This is a genomic window from Microbacterium sp. (genome assembly GCF_041909575.1).
GTDB lineage: Bacteria > Actinomycetota > Actinomycetes > Actinomycetales > Microbacteriaceae > Microbacterium.
Map to the genome: position 1 here is coordinate 23,688 of NZ_JAYRDE010000007.1, position 15,694 is coordinate 39,381.

14 protein-coding genes and 1 tRNA gene are annotated in these 15,694 nt (G+C 72.7%); 8 read left to right on the forward strand and 7 right to left on the reverse strand.

Going from position 1 to position 15,694, the window contains the following annotated elements; translation table 11 throughout:
* The first annotated feature begins 29 nt into the window (after window positions 1–29).
* Window positions 30–1,406: a phosphotransferase gene (locus ACE3O1_RS02155; protein ID WP_374311960.1), complete on the forward strand. Its 1,377-nt coding sequence runs from the start codon at window positions 30–32 to the stop codon at window positions 1,404–1,406.
* Between the two features lie 5 nt (window positions 1,407–1,411).
* Here the strand turns inward: ACE3O1_RS02155 and ACE3O1_RS02160 are convergent, their stop codons facing one another.
* Window positions 1,412–2,689: a CDP-glycerol glycerophosphotransferase family protein gene (locus tag ACE3O1_RS02160; protein WP_374311962.1), complete on the reverse strand. Its 1,278-nt coding sequence runs from the start codon at window positions 2,687–2,689 to the stop codon at window positions 1,412–1,414.
* 109 nt (window positions 2,690–2,798) lie between these two features.
* On the opposite strand from ACE3O1_RS02160, the gene ACE3O1_RS02165 reads away from it, so the two are divergent.
* Window positions 2,799–3,824 (forward strand): glycosyltransferase, encoded by a 1,026-nt coding sequence (locus ACE3O1_RS02165; protein ID WP_374312010.1) that lies wholly within the window; start codon window positions 2,799–2,801, stop codon window positions 3,822–3,824.
* 9 nt (window positions 3,825–3,833) lie between these two features.
* Here the strand turns inward: ACE3O1_RS02165 and ACE3O1_RS02170 are convergent, their stop codons facing one another.
* From ACE3O1_RS02170 to ACE3O1_RS02180, 3 genes are all read right to left on the reverse strand, one after another.
* On the reverse strand, window positions 3,834–5,282 hold the full coding sequence (locus ACE3O1_RS02170; RefSeq protein ID WP_374311964.1) for a CDP-glycerol glycerophosphotransferase family protein: 1,449 nt from the start codon (window positions 5,280–5,282) through the stop codon (window positions 3,834–3,836).
* Window positions 5,279–6,559 carry a CDP-glycerol glycerophosphotransferase family protein gene (locus ACE3O1_RS02175; protein WP_374311966.1) on the reverse strand — a complete coding sequence of 427 codons (1,281 nt, stop codon included), beginning with the start codon at window positions 6,557–6,559 and terminating at the stop codon, window positions 5,279–5,281. The genes ACE3O1_RS02170 and ACE3O1_RS02175 overlap by 4 nt, the downstream gene beginning before the upstream one ends.
* A 93-nt stretch (window positions 6,560–6,652) precedes the next feature.
* Window positions 6,653–8,218: a S1C family serine protease gene (locus tag ACE3O1_RS02180; protein ID WP_374311968.1), complete on the reverse strand. Its 1,566-nt coding sequence runs from the start codon at window positions 8,216–8,218 to the stop codon at window positions 6,653–6,655.
* A gap of 117 nt (window positions 8,219–8,335) precedes the next feature.
* Here ACE3O1_RS02180 and ACE3O1_RS02185 point away from each other — a divergent pair, with 117 nt between their 5' ends.
* Window positions 8,336–9,562, forward strand: a complete 1,227-nt coding sequence (locus ACE3O1_RS02185; RefSeq protein WP_374311970.1) for an aminotransferase class I/II-fold pyridoxal phosphate-dependent enzyme — start codon at window positions 8,336–8,338, stop codon at window positions 9,560–9,562.
* On the opposite strand, the gene ACE3O1_RS02190 is transcribed toward ACE3O1_RS02185, so the two are convergent.
* Complete coding sequence (locus ACE3O1_RS02190) at window positions 9,543–10,358, reverse strand: carbon-nitrogen hydrolase family protein (protein WP_374311972.1); 816 nt, start codon at window positions 10,356–10,358, stop codon at window positions 9,543–9,545. The two genes, ACE3O1_RS02185 and ACE3O1_RS02190, sit on opposite strands and share 20 nt — an antisense overlap.
* Entirely contained in the window at window positions 10,355–10,882 is a 528-nt protein-coding gene (locus ACE3O1_RS02195; protein WP_374311974.1) for a DUF6328 family protein, read from the reverse strand. Before ACE3O1_RS02195 ends, ACE3O1_RS02190 begins: the two co-directional genes overlap by 4 nt.
* Window positions 10,883–10,976: 94 nt before the next feature.
* Between ACE3O1_RS02195 and ACE3O1_RS02200 the strand changes: the two genes are divergently transcribed.
* Window positions 10,977–11,050 (forward strand) — tRNA-Met (locus ACE3O1_RS02200).
* 39 nt (window positions 11,051–11,089) lie between these two features.
* On the opposite strand, the gene ACE3O1_RS02205 is transcribed toward ACE3O1_RS02200, so the two are convergent.
* Window positions 11,090–11,557: a MarR family winged helix-turn-helix transcriptional regulator gene (locus ACE3O1_RS02205; protein WP_374311976.1), complete on the reverse strand. Its 468-nt coding sequence runs from the start codon at window positions 11,555–11,557 to the stop codon at window positions 11,090–11,092.
* A gap of 83 nt (window positions 11,558–11,640) precedes the next feature.
* Here ACE3O1_RS02205 and idi point away from each other — a divergent pair, with 83 nt between their 5' ends.
* Genes idi through crtI form a run of 4 tightly spaced genes read left to right on the forward strand, consistent with a single transcriptional unit; the run spans window position 11,641 to window position 15,693 of the window.
* Window positions 11,641–12,192: an isopentenyl-diphosphate Delta-isomerase gene (gene idi, locus ACE3O1_RS02210; RefSeq protein ID WP_374311978.1), complete on the forward strand. Its 552-nt coding sequence runs from the start codon at window positions 11,641–11,643 to the stop codon at window positions 12,190–12,192.
* Window positions 12,189–13,244: a polyprenyl synthetase family protein gene (locus ACE3O1_RS02215; RefSeq protein ID WP_374311980.1), complete on the forward strand. Its 1,056-nt coding sequence runs from the start codon at window positions 12,189–12,191 to the stop codon at window positions 13,242–13,244. The genes idi and ACE3O1_RS02215 overlap by 4 nt, the downstream gene beginning before the upstream one ends.
* Window positions 13,241–14,125, forward strand: coding sequence for a phytoene/squalene synthase family protein (locus ACE3O1_RS02220; protein WP_374311982.1), 885 nt, complete (start codon window positions 13,241–13,243; stop codon window positions 14,123–14,125). Before ACE3O1_RS02215 ends, ACE3O1_RS02220 begins: the two co-directional genes overlap by 4 nt.
* Window positions 14,122–15,693 carry a phytoene desaturase family protein gene (crtI, locus tag ACE3O1_RS02225; protein WP_374311984.1) on the forward strand — a complete coding sequence of 524 codons (1,572 nt, stop codon included), beginning with the start codon at window positions 14,122–14,124 and terminating at the stop codon, window positions 15,691–15,693. The genes ACE3O1_RS02220 and crtI overlap by 4 nt, the downstream gene beginning before the upstream one ends.
* The last annotated feature ends 1 nt before the right edge of the window (window position 15,694 follow it).

Consider the following 15,694-nt stretch of genomic DNA (forward strand, 5'->3'; position numbering starts at 1 on the left):
CCGGCGCGCGGGGGCCTACGCTCAGTCTCATGGACAGCACCCTGGCGTGCCTGGCGGCGTGGATGCCCCGGCAGCGGTGGTACGCCGCGAAGGGGCGACCGCCCAGCCTGCGACTGGTCTCGTGGTGGGACCTGCCGGCGACGGAAGAGGACCGCGGCGCCCGTATCCGCACGTTCCTCGTGGCCGATGAGGGATCCCTGCCCGCGGTGCTGTACCAGCTGCCGGTCGTCTCGCGCGCGACGGAGACGGTGGATGCCGCCCCCGACGACATCATCGGCAGCCCGGAGCCCGGCACCACGTTCATCGACGGTCCCCGCGATCCCGCCTACACCAGGGCGCTGTACGAGCTGGTCACGGTGGGCGGCCGCGGCGAGGGACCGCAGACGATCGCGAGAGGCCGCCCCGGCCGCCGCGCTCCGCGCTCCGCCGCGCCGCGGGCGACGGTGATGAGCGGCGAGCAGTCCAACACCTCGCTCATCTACCGCGCCGAGGGTATGCCGGTGATCTGCAAGGTGTACCGGCAGCTGCACGCCGGGCTCAACCCCGACATCGAGCTGCCCACCGCGCTGGCCGAGGCGGGCTCGGTGCACGTGCCGCGCGCCGTCGGCTGGGTCGAGGGTACGTGGCCCGACCTCGCGACCGCGCAGGGCACGGTGACGGGCTCACTCGCGTCCGCCCAGGAGTTCCTCCCCGGGGTCGAGGATGCGTGGCGCGTGGCGCTGCACGCCGCCGCGCGCGGTGAGGACTTCCGCGGCCCCGCCCGCGCGCTGGGCGCCGCGACCGCCGAGGTGCACGTGTCGCTGGCCGAACTGTTCCCCACGCGCCAGACGGCGGCGGAAGACCGCGAGGCGACCGCGTCGTCGTGGCGGCGCCGCCTCACCATCGCGATCGCCGAGGTGCCCGAGATCGCGGAGCGGCGGGAGGCGATCGAGAGCGTCTACGCCCGCGCGGCCGACGCGCCGTGGCCGGACCAGCAGCGCATCCACGGCGACTACCACCTCGGCCAGGTCATCCACGTGCCGGGTCGCGGCTGGGTGCTGCTGGACTTCGAGGGCGAGCCGCTGCGTCCCATGAACGAGCGCACCCGCGCCGACCTCGCCCTGCGCGACGTCGCCGGCATGCTGCGCTCGTTCGACTACGTCGCGGGATCGATCCGGCTCGACGATCCCGAGCGTTCCCCGCAGGCGGCCGGCGATTGGGCGCGCGCCGCGCGCGAGGGCTTCCTCGAGGGCTACGCCATGGCCTCGGGCGCCGACCTCGATGCCGAGGGTGCCGTCCTCGCTGCTCTCGAGCTCGACAAGGCCGTCTACGAGGCGATCTACGAAGCGCGCAACCGCCCGACGTGGGTCACCATCCCGCTGCGCGCCATCACGCGACTGGTCGAGCGACCCGCGCCCGTCGCCTGACGCCGTCAGGCTTCCTCGGCATCGTCGAGCTCGGCCTCTTCCGGCTCGTCGGTCTCCTCGATCGACCGCGCGTACCAGCGGTCCCATTCCTCCATCAGGTGACGGATCGCGGCGTGGAAGCGCGCCGTCGCCGCCCCGGGCGCCGCGTCGCCGAAGTAGTGCCGGACCCACTGGTCGAGCCGCGTGACCGCCTCGGGATCGCCGAGGACGCGCTCGGTCTCGGCGACGATCGAGCCGGCAGCCGAGGCATCCAGCCATTCGCATGCCGACAGATAGCCGTGCGTGTCGATGGCGGCGGCGGGGTCGGACGGACGCGTGATCAGGAGGGGCTTGTCGGCGGCGAGCCGGTCGTAGACCATCGCGGAGATGTCGACGACCGCCACGTCGGCCGCCGAGAGCTGCCACCCGAGGTCGGGCCCGCCGTCGTAGACGTGGCGGGCTGCAGGGTCGGCGGCGTTGGCGGCGGCGATCGCGGCGATGATCCGGCGGTTCGCCGCGCCGTACTCCGGGTTCACCACGCCGGAGCGGGGATGCGGCCGGTAGATCAGGCGATGCCGCGGCGAGGCGAGCAGCGCGCGCGCGAGTGCCTCGCCGTGGGAGATCACCGAGCCGTAGTGCGCCGAGGGCCGGTCGCCTTCCCACGTCGGCGCGTAGAGCACGACCGTCCGGTCGTCCGGCGTGTACGGCAGCGTGCCCGAGTAGTGATCGGCCTGCGGGCGGCCGATGGAGATCGCGCGGTGGTCGAGGTCGTAGTCCCACAGCACCCGCGACAGGCGCTCGCGCGCGGCGTCGCCCGCGATGAACGCGAAGTCGTACGCCTTGTACTGGTTCGTCGTCATGTACATCTTGTCGGACTCGCCGTGGTTGATGAACACGTGCCACCGGCGCCCGTAGCGGAACATCTGGAAGTTGCGGGTGTTCTGGTTCACGTACAGCACGACGCGGATGTCCTGGGTCGCGAGGAAGCCCTCCAGGTCCCGCACCGTGGGAACGAAGGCCACCGGCGGAGCGTCCTCGGCCAGCAGCGCCCGCGCGCCCGTCGCGGCACGGCTGAGCACCACGACCGGCCACGTCTTGGCGAGCTCCGCCAGCGGCTTGTACCACTGCCGCATCTGGTACATGTTCACCTCGCCGTCGGCGAAGTACACGGCCACCCGGTAGTGGAAACGGGGATGCTGCGGCCCGGCCGCGAGGGTGCGCCGGACGTCGCTCGCGGCGCGCCGGTTCCTGACGGCCTTGCCGATCAGCGCGACGGCCTTCTTCCCATCCGAGACCAGACCCACGCTTCCAGAGTACCCAGCCGACCCGTGACATGATCGACGCGTGCAGGTCGATCAGCGCGAGCGCAGGGACGCTCCGGATGTCCCTCCCCGCGCCGGGGTGACCTTCGTGATGCCCGTCCTCAACGAGGTCGACTACCTGGAGCGGGCGGTCGAGACGGTGCTCGCACAGGACGTGGACGGTCCGACCGAGCTCATCCTGGCGCTCGCGCCGTCGACGGACGGCACGACCGAGCTCGCGCGACGCCTGTCCGCCGGGGATGACCGCATCGTGCTGGTCGACAATCCTCGCGCCGACATCCCGGTGGGTCTCAATCTGGCCATCCGAGCCGGGCGCTACCCCACGATCGTGCGCGTCGACGCGCACTCCGAGCTGGAGACGGACTACGCGCGCCGCGCGCTGACCACGCTCGAGCGCGTACGGGCGGCGAACGTGGGCGGCGTGATGAGGGCGGACGGCCGATCCCCGTTCCAGCGCGCGGTCGCCCGCGCCTACAACTCCCCGATCGGGCTGGGAGGCGGCGCCTATCACGGCGGCACCCAGGAGGGCGAAGCCGAGTCCGCGTATCTCGGCGTCATCCGGCGTGCGGTGCTGGACGAGGTCGGCCTCTTCGACGAGTCCATCCGGCGCGGCGAGGACTGGGAGCTCAATCTGCGGATCCGGCGCGCGGGCTACCGCGTGTGGTTCGACCCGGCACTGTCGGTCACGTACTGGCCGCGCGAGAGCTGGCCGCGACTGGTGAGGCAGTTCTCGGCGACCGGCCGCTGGCGCGGCGAGCTCGTGCGCCGCTTCGGCCGCGGCAACTCGCTGCGCTTCTTCGCCCCGCCGCTCCTCGTGGTCGACATCCTGCTCGCGCTCGTCGTCGGCGTCCTTCAACTGACGGGTGTGCTCGGCGGCTGGTGGTCGGTGGCGGCATCCGTCGTCTACCTCCCCGTCGCGGTGTATGCGGTGCTCATCCTCGCGGTCGCCGTGGGTCCCGGCGGCGGGCACGGCTGGCGCGACAAGCTGTGGACAGCGGCCGTGCTGCCCACGATGCACCTCGCGTGGGGGTGGGGATTCCTCGTGGGGGTCGCCCGCGGCGCGCACGACACCGTCGACACGTCGCGGCTCGGCTCGCGCAACACCCCGCTCCCCTGAGCGCTGGCGTCAGTCCCGGTCGAGGAAGCCCTGATCGAGGATCCGCGTCACCACGCGCTCGGCGGCGCGGCCGTCGTCGCGGGCGTTGAACTTCTCGCGCCAGGCGGCGTACCGGTCGGCGTGATCGGCGGGGTCCCCCGAGAGGGCGTCGACGAGCTCCTCCTGCGACCGGACCACGGGTCCGGGAGCGTGGGCGGCGAGGTCGAAGTAGAACCCGCGGAGCTCGCCGCGGTAGTGCTCCATGTCGGGGACGAGGAAGTACATCGGCTTGCCGGTCACCGAGAAGTCGAACATCACCGAGGAGTAGTCCGTGATGAGCGCATCGGCCGCCAGCAGCAGCAGCGACGTGTCGGGGAACCCCGTCACGTCGACGACGCGCGGGCCTTCGGCATCCTTCCCCGGCAGCAGCGTCCGGGAATGCCCGCGCACCAGCACGACGGCATCGGCGGCGGCGGCGAGCGCGGCGGGATCGACGAAATCGACCATCTCATTGCGGTCGTCGCGCCATGTCGGGGCGTACAGCAGCACCCGCTCGCCGGGACGGATGCCGAGTGCCTCCCGTGTGGCGGCACCGTCGCCGGTAACGAGCACGTCGTTGCGCGGGTAGCCCTCGACCCACACCGGCCGCGAGAGGAACGCGTAAGCCTTTCCGAGGATCCGCGCCGCGTACGCGTTCTGCGCGAGGAGCACATTCCACCGGCGGGATTCGCGCACCACGGCCGCCATACGTCGGGGGTCGAATCCCGGACGGTGCAGCGCGAGTCGCTTGAGGGGGGTGCCGTGCCAGGTCTGCAGGACCACCTGCTGGGGGTGCCGGGAGAACCGGCGGCGCAGCCAGTCGTTCACGACGAGCAGTCGCGCCGCGCCGCGCGCACGCCACCACTCCGGGCTGCCCTCGACGATCGCGATCGCGCCCTCGGGGACGGCGACCGACAGGTCCACGACGCTCCAGTAGCGGGTCACGCCGGGTGCGCGACGGGCCAGCTCACGGTCGATCGCGAGCGGATTGCAGCTGGCGTTGCGCCCGTAGAAGCTCTCGAAGAAGACCGCGTTCTCGGGGCGCGCCGAGCGGTGGGCGTAGCGGCGCTCGAGGGCGTCCTGCCCCTCACCGGAGTCGTAGGCCGGATCGATGGGCGGACCGACGCGCAGGGTCCAGCCGGACAGCTCCGCGCGGACCGTGCCCAGCTGCGTCAGCCGCACCGGGCCCGGCTCGGCGACGTCGGCGCCGTCGGCGGGGACCACGCGCACGTCGTACTCGCCACCGGGCAGCGGGAGCTCGGGGCCGCCCCAGCGCGACGCGCGCAGCGGGAGCACCGCCTTCCACGTCTTGCCGCGTCCGGTCATCGCCGCCGGGACCCGTGCCCGCCGGCCGATGAGCTCGACGGATGCCGGACGGGCTCCGGAACCGGAGAGGACGAGCGCCGCACCGCCGTCGATCGTGAAGCGGGCGTCGGTCATCGTCGTCCTTTCCTGGCGGCGCCGGCCGCACGTGTCGATCCGGCCACGATCGCACGGTACACCCGCTGCGAGCTCGCGCCGTCCCGGAACTCGTGCACACGCGCGCTCAGCGCGCGGGCCCGCGCGAGGCGGACCTGGCGCTCGGCGTCGTCGGAGAGCACGGCCACGAGCTGCGCGAGGGCGCCGGTCCAATCCGTCGCCCAGTCCTCACCGGCGACGTCCGCGTACCGCCCGTAGAAGCCGCGGCGACGGGCGTAGTCCGCCACGTCGGGCGCGAGGAACACGACCGGAAGCGGAACGAGGGCGGAGTCGAAGGCGAGCGAGGAGTAGTCGGTCACGAGCACGTCGACGCCGGGCAGCAGCGGAGTGACGTCGGCGGCGAGATCGCTCCCCAGCGGCCGCACCCGATCGGTGGGCACCGGGGGGCGGTACTCCCCCGCCCCGAGCGGGTGCGAGCGCACCAGCAGGACGGCGTCGAGCTGTTCCAGCGTCTGCACGAGCGCGGCCCATTCGTCGGCGGAAGGCACCGCGGGATCCGGGGCCCCGTCCCGCCACGTCGGCGCGTAGAGCACGAGCCGGGCCGTGGACCCGACCGTCCCGGCCACGCGCTCGATCTCGGCGCGGGCGAGGATGCGGCGGTCCTCCGCGGTGCCGCGCGAGAGCACGTCCACGCGCGGCTCACCGGTGACCGGCACCCGGTCGTCGGGCAGGCCGAACGCCGACTCGAGCCGCCCGCGCACCGCGTGCGACGCCGCGGGCACGATGCGGATGCGGCGGGCCGCGCCGCGGAACATGGCCCCGAGGAGCGTGCGCACCGGCTTCGCCGCCCGCGATCGGGCCAGGGCCCCGGGAAGCCGCAGGGTCTCGGGCGAGTCCAGCCCGATGCGCTTGAGCGGGATCCCGTGCCAGAGCTGCACGAGGAAGGACCCCGAGACCGCGTACCGGTTGACATCGCCGAACCCGTGCGTGACCACGATCACCCGGGCGCGCGCGGTGCGCCACAGGCCCCGGAGCGAGGACTTGGGGAGGGTCCGGATGCCGCGGGCCGCAGCATCCGCCGTCTCACGCGCCGAGCCGACCAGCCACACGGCCTTGCGGCCGTCGGCCGCGGCGAGCTGCCACAGCGCGAGTGCGCCGTCTCCGATGCCGGCCCCGCAGCCGAAGACCCACTCATCGCGGGAACGCGGCACGAAGAGCGTGAGCATGCGCCCGGCGGCATAGAGCGGGAGCGATGCGAGCTTTCGCGCATTCCCCGCGCCGAACGAGAAGGACGCCACCCCGCGAGCCTAGCGCCCGCGTGTGCGGGTCCGGATCGTGGGGCGGCGTCCTCGCGCTCGGGAGAGCGGCGACCGGGCGTGCCGGTGGGAGGGTTACGGCTCGAGCGTGCCGAGCGTGACGTCGACGGTCTGCGTCTCGCCGTCGCGCACGAACGTCACGGTGGCCTCGCTTCCCGCCGCCGCGGCGCGCACCTGCGCGGTGAGGTCGACGGAGTCGGTGACCGGGACGCCGTTGAACGCCGTCACGACGTCGCCCTTGCGCAGACCGGCTGCAGCGGCAGCGCCGCCCTCGACGGCCTCCTCGATGTACGCGCCCGAGATCGTCGAGCCCTCGACCTGAGCGGCCGACAGCACGTTCGCGCCGAGCAGGCCGTGGGTGGCCTCGCCGTTCTCGATGATCTCGTCCGTGATGCGCTGGGCGATGTCGGACGGGATCGCGAAGCCGACGCCGATGGAGCCGGCGCCGCCGGACGAGCCGCCCGCAGTCGCGATGGCGACGTTGATGCCGATCAGCTTGCCCTCGGAGTCCACGAGCGCGCCGCCGGAGTTGCCGGGGTTGATCGCGGCATCGGTCTGGATCACCGCGATCTTGATCGACTCGCCGGAGGCCTGCGGGGCCTGACCCTGACCGAAGTCGAACTGGAACGGGCTGCCCTGCTCCTGCGGGTCCTGCTGCTGATCCTCGTCGGCGTCGCCCGACTCGGGCGCAGCGGACGAGGCGATCTCGATCGAGCGGTTCAGGGCGCTCACGATGCCGGTGGTGACCGTGTTGGCCAGGCCCAGGGGGGCGCCCACCGCGATCGTCTCATCGCCCACGTTGAGGTCGGCCGACGAGGCGAACTCGACGGGCGTGAGGCCCTCGGCGTCCACCAGCTTGATCACGGCGAGGTCGTAGGTCGGGTCGGTGCCGACGACCTCGGCATCGAAGACGCGGCCGTCCGAGGTGGTCACGCGGATGGTCGCGTCCCCGGTGGCGCCGTCGAGGGTGACGACGTGCGTGTTCGTGACCACGTAGCCGTCCTCGGTGAGCACGACGCCCGATCCGGTGCCGCTGCCGCTGTCGCCCGTGGCGGCGATCGTGACGACGCTCGGCACGACCTTCGCGGCGATCGCCGTGGTCTGGTTGACCGAGTCGGTGTCGTTCACGGTCACGCTCGACGGGCCGGCCGCGGGGGTCGTCCCCTCGGGTGCGAACAGGTTGACGCCCGCGTAGGCGCCGCCGAGGCCGGCGGAGCCGCCCACGATGGCGGCCGCGAGGATGAGCCCGACGACCTTGCCGGCGCCGGTGGCCTTCTTCGGCTTGCGCGGGGCGGCGACGGTCGGGGTCGTGCCGGTGGCGGCCGGGCCGAATGCGGCGCCCTGAGCCTGCGGCTGACCCGCGTACGCCTGGGGGTACGGGGCGGTCTGGCCGGCGTAGCCCTGGGGCCGGGCGTAGGCCTGGGCGTGCGTCGGATAACCGGCCGGCGGAGCCGGCTGCGGGTTCTGCGGCGCCTGCTGGGCCGCCTGCCAGGCCGCGGTCGCCGGCGGTGCCGGCGGGACGGGCGCGGTGGGCGCCGTGTGCTGCGCCGGCTGGGTGGTCTCGGGCGCGACGTCGGGCGTGCTCGCGGTCGCGTCCGCGGGGGTGTGGTCTGCGGGGCCGTTGCCCTGGTTGTCGCTCATGTGATTGCTCCTTCTGCCAAGCACTGACCACACTGCCCACCGATGCTGTGCGTTTCTTATGCCGTGAATGGGACTCGACTATGCAATCCGCCTGAGGTGGTCGAGTACCGTGAACCGATGCGAGACATCCCCGGAGCATGGCGCCGCACCGCTGCCGGTGCCGGACTCATCGGTGCCGACGGGTCCACCCACCCCACCATCTTCGCCGAGATGTCGGCCCTCGCGGCCGAAACCGGCGCGATCAATCTCGGCCAGGGCTTCCCCGACGAGGACGGACCGGCCGAGGTGCTCGAGGCGGCGCGCGCCGCGATCGCCGCCGGAGCGAACCAGTATCCGCCGGGCCGCGGCATCCGGGACCTGCTCGAGGCGGTCGCCGAGCATCAGGCGCGCTTCTACGGCCTGCATCCCGATCCGGCACGCGAGGTGCTCGTGACGGCCGGCGCGACCGAGGCCCTCGCCGCGACGCTCCTGGCGCTCGTGGACGGACCGGAGGACGAAGTCGTCGTGTTCGAGCCGTACTACGACTCCTACGCCGCGGTGGCCGCGCTCGCCGGTGCGCGCCTGGTGACGGTGCCGCTGCGGTGGCCCGACTTCCAGCCCGATCTCGACGAGCTGCGCCGCGCCGTCGGCGACCGTACCCGGGCGATCCTGGTGAACGACCCGCACAACCCCACCGGCGCGGTGTTCTCGGCGGAGGTCCGCGACGAGATCGTGCGTCTGGCCGAGCGCCACGACGCCGTGATCGTGACCGACGAGGTGTACGAGCACCTCGTGTTCGACGGCCCGCACGTGCCGATCGCGACGCTTCCCGGGGCGTGGGACCGCACCCTGACCATCTCGTCCGGCGGCAAGACGTTCTCGACCACCGGATGGAAGATCGGCTGGGTCAGCGGCCCCGCTGACCTGGTGGATGCCGTGCTCGCCGTCAAGCAGTTCCTCACCTACGTGAACGGCAGTGCGTTCCAGCCGGCGATCGCGGTCGGCCTGCGGCTGGGCGACGGCTTCTTCCGTGGCATCGCCGACACGCTGCGCGCCAAGCGGGACCTGCTCGGCGACGGGCTGAGGTCCGCAGGCTTCGAGGTCTCCACGCCTGCCGGGTCGTACTTCACCGTCGCCGACGCCCGAGCGCTGGGGGCGACCGACGCCGGGGAGTTCTGCCGCGACCTCCCGCGACGGGCGGGCGTCGTGGCGATCCCGCTCACCGCGTTCGCGACGCCGGGCCGCCGATCCGAGTACGCGACGCTCGTGCGCTTCGCGGCGTGCAAGCGCGCCGACGTGCTCGCAGAGGCGGCGGCGCGCCTCGCGGCCGCGCGGGACGGGGAAATCAATCCACCCGGGGCGTGACGCCGAACCGGCGCAGGCGCAGCGCGGGGTTGACCCGCCGCACGCGCGCCACGGCCGAGGGATCGAGGTGTGCCACTGCGACGTCGGTGGCCGTGCCGACCGCGGCGAGCTCGACGCCCTGCGGATCGACGATCGTCGAGCAGCCGACGCCGAGCGGCGGCGGGTGGTCGGCCGCCGCCACGAACACGGTGTTCTCGATGGCCCGTGCATGCAGGAGCGTGCGCCAGTGGTGCTCCTTCAGCGGCCCGCGCACCCACTCGGCGGGCACCGCGAAGACGTCGGCGCCGGCGTCGACGAGCGTCCGCCCGACCTCCGGGAACCTCAGGTCGTAGCAGGTCATGAGCCCGAAAGTGAGTCCTCCGACCGCGAAGGTCTGCGGTGCGACGATGGCGCCGGGCTCGACCCAGTCCGACTCACGCTGCCCGAACGCGTCGTACAGGTGCAGCTTGCGGTAGCTCGCCTGAAGTCCGGAGCCGTCGACGGCGACCACGGTGTTGCGCACGCGGCGGCCGTCCCCCGCCTCCTCCAGCAGACCGGCCACGATGTGGAGGTCGTGCGCTGCGGCGATGCGCGTGATCGCCGTCACGAAGGGCCCGTCGATCCTCTCGGCGTTTTCGGCGAGCGACGCGTCGAACGGGTCGACGAAGTAGCTCGAGTACTCCGGGAACACCACGACCCGCGCCCCTCGAGCGGATGCCGCAGCGGCGAGCTGCCCGATGGTGTGGATATTCGCCGCTCGGTCGGCCGACGGCGCGAACTGCGCCACCGCCACTCCGAGCGCGTCGGCGGCCGTCATCGGTCATCCCCGTTCCCGCGACGCGCGCGGATGACCGCGGGCGCCACCAGCCACAGCAGGATGATCACGGACGTGAGGATCGCCAGCGCCCACCAGGCGGCGGCGTCTCCGACCACGACGTCGAACACGAACGCCACGACGCCCACGATGAGCACCGAGACCGTGAACAGCGCGGTGATGAGTGCCGCATGCCCGTAGGAGACGACCTCGGCCTTGGCGCGCTGCTGGAACAGCACGCGATGCAGCGCGACCGGGGCCAGGGCGATGATCGCGCTGAGCGCCGACATCACCACGAGCAGGAGGTAGATCGTGCGCTGTCCGTCGGTGAGGTCCGCGAAGGCCGGCTGGAACGCGAGCGCGAGCAGGAACCCGGTCAGGATCTGCGTGCCCGTCTGCAGGACCCGCAGCTCTTGCAGGACCTCGTTCCAATTGCGGTCCGCGCGCTCTTCGGGCGTCTCGTCGCGGCCGTCGGCACGGTCGTCCTGCCGATCGTCGTCCGGTTCGCGGTGGGGCTCTGTCGGCATACGCTCATCCTCGCCGGTGGCGGGAGTGCGCGGCAAGCGGAGGGTGCACGCGTCGCGACCCCGTTCAGAACCGTGCTAGGCTGAGTTCTCGTGCCGCGGGGTGGAGCAGCTCGGTAGCTCGCTGGGCTCATAACCCAGAGGTCGCAGGTTCAAATCCTGTCCCCGCAACAAAACGAAGAGGGTCCCCGCATCGCGGGGGCCCTCTTCTCATTCCGCCAGGACGTCCCCGAGCTCGCCCAGGAAGCGGCGAATCGCGGCGAGCTCGTCGTCGCTGTAGCGGTCCGCGACGCCCCGCATCGCCTGCAGCCGCTCACTGAAGTGCTCGGAGAACGTCCGCCGCGAGTGCGGCGTGAGCACGATGATGCGCGCCCTGCCGTCGGTGGGATGAGGAAGCCGCTCGACGTGCCCGGCCTCCGTCAGGCGATCGAGCAGCTTCGTCGTGGAGGCCGTCGAGATCCTCAGGTGGTTCGCGAGATCGTGCGGGCTCACCACCTCTCCGCCCTGCTCGCGCATGATGAGCATGCGCAGGGCCGAGAGGTCGGAGACGTTCATGTCCATCTCGTCCTTCATGCCGCCGTACATGCGGTCCATGGCGTCACTGAAGGCGCGCACGGCGAGGAGCACCTGCAGGACCGCGTGGTCATGCGGCGACTCCGGCGACCAGGGTTGGGCCATTGTGGACACTCCCTCCCTACCCTTGTATCATCGGACGAACGATATCGCTAGATAAACTAGCGAATACCTCCGGGAGGAAGCCGATGACTGATGCCGACCACGTAGTCCTCCTCGACGACGAGGGACGGGCGATCGGCACGGCCCCCAAGAGCAGCGTGCACGGCACCGACACCGCCCTTCACCTGGCGTTCTCGTGCCACGTCGTCAACGAGGCGGGACAGGTGCTCGTCACGCGCCGCGCCCTGGACAAGAAGACGTGGCCCGGGGTGTGGAGCAACTCGTTCTGCGGTCACCCCAAGCCCGCCGAGCCGGTGCTGACCGCCGTCCACCGGCGTGCCGAGTTCGAGCTCGGACTCACCCTCCACGACATCGAGCTGGCCCTCCCCCTCTTCCGCTACCGGGCCACCGACGCGAACGGCATCGTCGAGCACGAAGTCTGCCCCGTCTACACGGCGCTCGCCTACGACGAGCCCGAGCTCAATCCGCGGGAGGTCGTCGACGCAAGGTGGGTCGACCCGGCGGAGCTTGCCGCCTCGCTGCAGACCACCCCGTGGGCGTTCAGCCCGTGGCTCGTGCTCCAGGCGCAGCAGCTCCACCTCTTCGACACCGTGTCCCAGCGACGACGCGCCTCATGATCGCGTTGCCCTCCTCGCCCGGCATCGACGCCGCGATCGACGGCGCCGTCGCCGGCATCGTCGTGCGCGCCGCACGGCTCGGGCCGCGGTTCGCGGCGCTCGGCGAGGCGGTCTCGCGCGCAACGCGCGGGGGCAAGCGGTTCCGGCCGGCCCTGGTGGCGGCATCCTTCCGCTCCTTCGGTGGCGATGCCGATGCGACCCCGGCGCTGTACCCGGTCGCCGCGGCGTTCGAGCTCCTCCACACGGCCTTCGTCGTCCACGACGACGTGATCGACCACGACACCGTGCGCCGTGGCGTCCCCAACGTCGCCGGCGAGTTCCGCGAGCGCGCCGCCGCGCGGGGGGCGGATGCCGCGGGCGCGGCCCTGCTCGGTGATGCAGCCGGCATTCTCGCCGGGGATCTGCTGCTTCACGAGGCGCTGCGCCTGGTCGCGTTCGCCGACGTCGACCCGGTCGCCCGCGAGCGCCTCCACGCCCTCGTCGACGACTCGGTGTACGTGTCGGCCGCGGGTGAGCTCGCCGACGTCGAGAACAGCGTCGCGTCGCACCACGCCAGCCCCGAGGACGCGTTCGACACGGCGTTCAACAAGACCGCGGTGTACTCCTTCCGCGCTCCCCTCCAGGCCGGAGCCGTGCTGGCGGGCGCGTCCGACCGGGCCATGGACGTGCTCGCCGTCGCGGGAGGAAGCCTCGGGCTCGCCTTCCAGCTCGTCGACGATCTCATCGGCGCGTTCGGCACCGAGGCCCAGGCCGGGCGCGAGACCGGCGGCGACCTGCGGGAGTCCAAGCGGACGCCGCTGGTCGCACTGGCGAGCCAGACCCCGTCCTGGAGCCGCGTGAGCGACGCCCTCGCCGTCGCGCACACCGGCCCGATCGCGGTGCGCGAAGCGCAGGCGGCCCTCGAGCAGAGCGGCGCGCCGGTGCGCCTGCGGGCCTTCATCGAGCAGACCCTCGACGAGGTGCGCACCGCCTCGCTCGAGCCGTCCCTGACGCCGGCCGCTGGTGCGCTCCTGCGCGATCTCGCCGACGGCATGGCGGGACGCATCCCGTGACCGCGGCCAAACGCGACCGCGTGGCCACCGGCCTCGACCTCTACGACCGCACCGCGCAGGACGCCGCCGCCACCGTCATCGCCCGCTACTCGACATCGTTCGCTCTCGCCTGCCGGCTGCTCGGACCGCGCCCGCGACCGCACGTGCGCGTCATCTACGCTCTCGTGCGCGTAGCCGACGAGATCGTCGACGGCCCCGCCGCCGCCGCCGGGCTCTCGGCGTCCGAGGCCGGGCGCGTGCTCGACGAGCTCGAGAGCGAGACGCTCACCGCCGTGGCGCGCGGCTTCAGCGCCAACCTCGTCGTGCACGCCTTCGCGCGCACCGCGCGCGAATGCGGCATCGGCGAGGAGCTCATCCGTCCGTTCTTCGCATCGATGCGCACGGACCTGTCGACGAGCCGCCACGACGACGCCTCGCACGATGCCTATGTCTACGGCTCTGCGGAGGTGGTCGGGCTGATGTGCCTGCAGGTGTTCGTCAACGCCGGGGCGCGGCATCCGAAGACCCCAGCGCCCGATCTCGTCGACGGCGCACGGCGGCTCGGCGCGGCGTTCCAGGACGTGAACTTCCTGCGCGACCTCGACCACGACGCCGACGCGCTGGGACGCGACTATCTCGGACTGGCGTCGGGCGCCGCCACCCGGGAGAGCGTGCTGGACCGCATCGACTCCGACCTCGCCGCCGCGGCCGCCGCCATCCCCCATCTGCCCGCGGACTGCCGTCGCGCCGTCACCGTCGCGCACGACCTGTTCGGCGAGCTCGCGGCGCGACTGCGCTCGGCGACCGACCGCTCGCAGCGCGTGCGGGTTCCCGACCTCGTCAAGGCCCGCCTCGCGGCGCGCGCGTGGCTGGGACTCTCGCCGCGGGACTCCCGCACATGACCGCGCGGACCCCGCGCGCGCCCGGACGCGCGGCGATCATCGGCGGAGGCATCGCGGGCCTCGCCACGGCGGCTCTGCTCGGCAACGAGGGCTGGTCGGTCACCGTCTTCGAGGCGCGCGACGAGCTGGGCGGCCGCGCGGGCTCGTGGGAGCAGGACGGCTTCCGCTTCGACACCGGGCCCAGCTGGTACCTCATGCCCGAGGTGTTCGAGCACTTCTTCCGCCTGCTCGGCACGACGGCGTCCGAACAGCTCGACCTCGTGCGACTCGACCCCGCCTACCGCGTCTACTCCGATCCGGCGACCGGTCGCGCGCCGCTGGACGTGCGATCGGGACGGGATGCCGCGACCGCCCTGTTCGAGTCCGTCGAACCGGGTGCCGGCGCACGCCTGTCCGACTATCTGGACTCCGCGGGCGATGCCTACGTCCTCGCGGTCACGCGCTTCCTCTACGACACGTACGAGACCACCGCCGGACTGCGGGACCCGGCGCTCCTGCGCCGCCTCCCCCAGCTCGCACCGCTGCTCACCCGCAGCCTGGCCTCGCACGTCGACAGGCGATTCACCGATCCCCGGCTGCGACAGATCCTCGGCTACCCCGCCGTGTTCCTGGGCGGCTCTCCGTACGGCGTCCCGAGCCTCTACCACCTGATGAGCCATCTCGACCTCGACGACGCGGTGTACTACCCCCGGGGTGGGTTCACCGAGATCATCGCGGCGATCGCACGCCTCGCCGAGGCATCCGGCGCCCGCATCGAGACCGGCGCACGGGTCGCGTCGATCGCGACGGAGTCGGGGACCGCGACGGGCGTCGTGCTGGCGGACGGCCGGCACGTGGACGCGGACCTCGTCGTCGCGGCGGCCGACCTGCACCACACCGAGACCACGCTGCTCCCTCGCGAGCTGCAGAGCTATCCCGAAGAGTGGTGGAAGAAGCGCTCACCGAGCCCCGGTGCGCTGCTCCTCCTCCTCGGAGTCGAGGGCGAACTGCCGCAGCTCGCGCACCACACACTGCTCTTCACCGACGACTGGCGGGCGAACTTCGACGACATCTTCGGCGCGCGGCCGCGCGTGCCCGACCCCGCGTCGCTGTACGTGTGCCGTCCCAGCGCGACCGACCCGACGGTCGCTCCGGCGGGCCACGAGAACCTGTTCGTGCTCGTCCCCGTGCCCGCCGATCCAGGGCTGGGCCGCGGCGGCGTCGACGGCGGCGGGGACGCGGCGATCGAGACGGCCGCCGACCGCGTGATCGCCCAGCTCTCGTCATGGTGCGGTGTTCCCGACCTCGCGGAGCGCATCGTCGTGCGAAGGACGATCGCCCCGGGCGACTTCGCCGCCGACCTCGGAGCGTGGCGCGGCAACGCCCTGGGGCTGGCGCACACCCTCGGCCAGAGCGCCATGTTCCGGCCGCGCAACGCGTCGCGGAAGGTCGACGGACTCGCATACGCCGGCGCGTCCACCCTTCCGGGGATCGGCCTGCCGATGTGCCTCATCTCCGCGGAGCTCGTGCTCAAGCGCCTGCGCGGCGACAACTCGACCGGCCCGGTCGCCGAGCCGCCGAGGGTGTGAC

Coding starts and splice junctions, on each gene's coding strand:
- ACE3O1_RS02155 (WP_374311960.1), top strand. CDS start 30: ATGGACAGCACCCTGGCGTGCCTGGCGGCGTGGATGCCCCGGCAGCGG.
- ACE3O1_RS02165 (WP_374312010.1), top strand. CDS start 2,799: ATGCCCGTCCTCAACGAGGTCGACTACCTGGAGCGGGCGGTCGAGACG.
- ACE3O1_RS02170 (WP_374311964.1), bottom strand. CDS start 5,282: ATGACCGACGCCCGCTTCACGATCGACGGCGGTGCGGCGCTCGTCCTC.
- ACE3O1_RS02180 (WP_374311968.1), bottom strand. CDS start 8,218: ATGAGCGACAACCAGGGCAACGGCCCCGCAGACCACACCCCCGCGGAC.
- ACE3O1_RS02185 (WP_374311970.1), top strand. CDS start 8,336: ATGCGAGACATCCCCGGAGCATGGCGCCGCACCGCTGCCGGTGCCGGA.
- ACE3O1_RS02190 (WP_374311972.1), bottom strand. CDS start 10,358: ATGACGGCCGCCGACGCGCTCGGAGTGGCGGTGGCGCAGTTCGCGCCG.
- ACE3O1_RS02195 (WP_374311974.1), bottom strand. CDS start 10,882: ATGCCGACAGAGCCCCACCGCGAACCGGACGACGATCGGCAGGACGAC.
- ACE3O1_RS02205 (WP_374311976.1), bottom strand. CDS start 11,557: ATGGCCCAACCCTGGTCGCCGGAGTCGCCGCATGACCACGCGGTCCTG.
- idi (WP_374311978.1), top strand. CDS start 11,641: ATGACTGATGCCGACCACGTAGTCCTCCTCGACGACGAGGGACGGGCG.
- ACE3O1_RS02215 (WP_374311980.1), top strand. CDS start 12,189: ATGATCGCGTTGCCCTCCTCGCCCGGCATCGACGCCGCGATCGACGGC.
- crtI (WP_374311984.1), top strand. CDS start 14,122: ATGACCGCGCGGACCCCGCGCGCGCCCGGACGCGCGGCGATCATCGGC.